Here is a 3,659-nt window from a genome sequence, read left to right on the forward strand (position 1 = left end):
ACCCCGGTCGAGGCGCGCGCGGGTAAGGCGGCGTTCCGCGAAGCTGCGCTCTTCACCCACAAGGGCCTTTCCGGCCCCGCGATCCTGCAGGTCAGCAGCTATTGGCGCCACGGCGAACCGGTGACGATCGACTTCCTGCCCGGCACGCCGCAGGGCTGGCTGGCCGACGCCAAGCGCAGCCGCCCGCGCGCGACGCTGCGCACCGCGCTCGGCGCGTATCTGCCCGACCGCCTCGCCGAAACGCTCGCCGATCGCCTCGCGCTGCCCGGCGAACTCGGCGCGCTCACCGACCGCAAACTGGCGGAGGCCGAGGCGCAACTCGCGCGCTGGACCTTCCGCCCCAACGGCACCGAAGGCTATGCCAAGGCCGAGGTCACGATCGGCGGTATTTCGACCGCAAACCTGTCCTCGCAAACAATGATGGCCAAAAGCGTCCAAAACCTCTATGCGGTCGGCGAAGCCGTGGACGTCACCGGGTGGCTGGGCGGCTATAATTTTCAATGGGCCTGGGCCAGCGGACACGCTGCCGGACAGGCGCTTTAGGAAAAAACCAAGAATATTCCTCGGGATGCTGGCGGGACGATGGTCTCGCCGTTTCGGTATCATTGGCCTGATGGCGGCGAGGGAACCCAAGAAAACGGCACAACGCCGCACAGGATAAGAAGAACAATGACTTTCGATCACCTTTCCCCCGTCCTTTCGGACGCCCTCACCGCGCGCGGCTATGAAGCGCTCACCCCCGTTCAGGCGCAGGTCGTCGAGGCCGACGCCGCGGGCCGCGACCTGCTCGTCTCGGCGCAGACCGGCTCGGGCAAGACCGTCGCCTTCGGCCTCGCGATGGCCGAACAGCTGATCGAGGATGGCCGCCTGCCCTTCGCCACCTCGCCGCTCGCGCTCATCATCGCGCCGACGCGCGAACTCGCGATGCAGGTCAGCCGCGAACTGAGCTGGCTCTATGCCAAGGCCGGCGCGCGCATCGCGACCTGCGTCGGCGGCATGGACGCCAGCAAGGAACGCCGCACGCTGAACCAGGGCGTGCAGATCGTCGTCGGCACCCCCGGCCGCCTGCGCGATCACCTCGAACGCGGCGCCCTCGACCTCACCGCGCTGCGCGTCGCGGTGCTCGACGAGGCCGACGAGATGCTCGACATGGGCTTTCGCGACGACCTCGAGGAAATCCTCGACGCCACCCCCGAAACGCGCCGCACCCTGCTCTTCTCGGCGACGCTGCCGAAACCGATCGTCCAGCTCGCCAAGCGCTACCAGCAGGACGCGCTGCGCATCTCGACCGTCGGCGAGGATCGCGGCCATGGCGACATCAGCTATCAGGCGGTGACCGTCGCCCCCGCCGATATCGAGGGCGCGGTGATCAATCTGCTGCGGCTCCACGATGCCGAAACCGCGATGCTGTTCTGCGCGACGCGCGACAATGTCCGCCGCCTCCACGCCAGCCTGACCGACCGCGGTTTCGCCGCCGTCGCACTGTCGGGCGAGCATAGCCAGAACGAGCGCAACGCCGCGCTGCAGGCGCTGCGCGACCGCCGCGCCAAGGTCTGCGTCGCGACCGACGTCGCCGCGCGCGGCATCGACCTGCCCAGCCTCAGCCTCGTCATCCATGTCGAGATCCCGCGCGATGCCGAAACGCTCCAGCACCGTTCGGGCCGCACCGGCCGTGCGGGCAAGAAGGGCACTGCGGTCCTGATCGTCCCCTATCCGCGCCGCCGCCGCGTTGACGGCATGCTGCGCGGCGCGCGGATCAACGCCGAATGGATGGACGCGCCGACCGCCGCCGACGTGCGCGCACGCGACCAGGAACGGCTGATCGAGAAATTGCTCGCCCCCGTCGAACATGAGCCCGAGGATATCGAGCTGGCGCAGCGGCTGATGGCCGAACGCACGCCCGAGGATATCGCCGCCGCGCTCGTCCGCGCGCACCGCGCGTCGATGCCCGCGCCCGAGGATCTGATCGACAACAGCGCCCGCCCGCGCGGCGAGCGCCCCGAACGCGGCGACCGCTTCGAGCGCGGCGATCGGGCCGATCGCGGCGAACGCGGCCAGCACCGCGAACAATTCGACGACAGCGTCTGGTTCCGCCTCAACATCGGCCGCCGCCAGAACGCCGATCCGCGCTGGATCCTGCCTTTGCTCTGCCGCCGCGGCCATGTCACCAAGCAGGAAATCGGCGCGATCCGCATCGGCCCGAGCGAGACGATGTTCAACATCCCGCGTGGCATAGCCGACCGCTTCGCCGAAGCCGTGGTGCGCAGCGCCAATGAGGACGGCGAGGACGACAGCGGCGTCGCGATCACCCCCGCGCCCGACGGCCCGACCTATCCGCCGCGCCGCGAAAAGGGATCGGGCGACCGCCCGCCGCGCGCAACGCTGGGCCGTGGCCCCGGCGGCGACCGCGACCGGTCGGGCCCGCGCGGACCGCGCGGTGCCGGCGGCCCCGGTGGCAACACCGACCGCTACAAGCCCAAGCCCTACGGCCAGCGCGGCCCGCGCAAGACCGGGAAATATTGACCCCGTTTAACCCCCTCCCCTGACAGGGAGGGGCTTTTGCCGCATCGACCCTTGCACACTTCTCCCGCTCGCCCCAAATCCGGGCGAACAGCAGGAGCGCAACCATGCAAGCGACGCAGGCCTTCATCGAAACCCAGGGTGGTCCCGAGGTCATCGACTGGCGCGAGGTCACGCTCGGCGATCCCGGCCCGGGCGAGGTGCTGCTGCGCCACACCGCGATCGGGCTCAATTATCTCGACACCTATCATCGCGACGGCACCTATCCGGTGCCGCTGCCGAGCGGCCTCGGCGTCGAATCGGCGGGCGAGGTCGTCGCGGTCGGCGAGCATGTCCAGGGCCTGAAACCCGGCGACCGCGTCGCGACCTTCGGCCCCGACCGCAACGCCTATTCCAGCGCGCGCATCCTGCCCGCCGCCTCGCTGTTCAAGCTGCCTGCCGGCATCGACGACGAAACCGCCGCCGCAGGGCTGCTCAAGGCCTGCACCGTCGAAATGCTCGTCGAGCGCTGCGCCAAGGTCGAGGCGGGCTGGCCCGTGCTCGTCCACGCCGCCGCTGGCGGGGTCGGGCTGATCCTCGTGCAATGGCTGAAGACCGTCGGCGCCACGGTGATCGGCACCGTCAGCACCGAGGCCAAGGCCGAGGCGGCGCGCGAAGCAGGCGCCGACCATGTGCTGCTATACAAGAGCGACGATGTCGCCGCGCATGTCCGCAACTTGACCGACGGCCAGGGCGTGCCCGTGACCTTCGACGGCATCGGCATGACGACATGGGACGTGTCGCTCAAAGCCACCGCACGGCGCGGGCTGATCGTCAGTTACGGCAATGCCGGCGGCCCGGTGACCGGGGTCAACCTCGGCATCCTCGCGCAGCATGGCTCGCAGTTCGTGACGCGGCCGACGCTGTTCGATTATTATCTGCATCCCGGCGAGCGCGCCGCAGGCGCCGCGCGGGTGTTCGAGATGATCGAAAGCGGCGCGGTGAAGATCGGCATCGGCCAGCGCTACGGCCTGCAGGACGCCGCGCGCGCGCATGCCGACCTGCAGGCCGGGCGCACGACCGGGTCGACGGTGCTGATCCCCTAAGTTCCCTCTCCCCTCCCGCAAGCGGGAGGGGCAGCGAGACTTGCGAACTTGTTC

3 protein-coding genes are annotated in these 3,659 nt (G+C 69.6%); all 3 read left to right on the forward strand.

Annotated elements, in window-relative coordinates; genetic code table 11:
* The coding region (locus tag B1A78_RS20860; RefSeq protein ID WP_179102118.1) for an NAD(P)/FAD-dependent oxidoreductase at positions 1-543 on the forward strand (543 nt) is incomplete at its 5' end.
* A 126-nt stretch (positions 544-669) separates the two neighbouring features.
* Positions 670-2,523 (forward strand): DEAD/DEAH box helicase, encoded by a 1,854-nt coding sequence (locus B1A78_RS20865; RefSeq protein WP_077148779.1) that lies wholly within the window; start codon positions 670-672, stop codon positions 2,521-2,523.
* 104 nt (positions 2,524-2,627) lie between these two features.
* Positions 2,628-3,605, forward strand: a complete 978-nt coding sequence (locus B1A78_RS20870; RefSeq protein ID WP_077148780.1) for a quinone oxidoreductase — start codon at positions 2,628-2,630, stop codon at positions 3,603-3,605.
* Positions 3,606-3,659 lie beyond the last annotated feature (54 nt).

The sequence above is a fragment of the Sphingopyxis sp. KK2 genome (assembly GCF_001990265.1).
In the GTDB taxonomy this organism is placed as follows: domain Bacteria; phylum Pseudomonadota; class Alphaproteobacteria; order Sphingomonadales; family Sphingomonadaceae; genus Sphingopyxis.

Coding starts and splice junctions, on each gene's coding strand:
- B1A78_RS20865 (WP_077148779.1), top strand. CDS start 670: ATGACTTTCGATCACCTTTCCCCCGTCCTTTCGGACGCCCTCACCGCG.
- B1A78_RS20870 (WP_077148780.1), top strand. CDS start 2,628: ATGCAAGCGACGCAGGCCTTCATCGAAACCCAGGGTGGTCCCGAGGTC.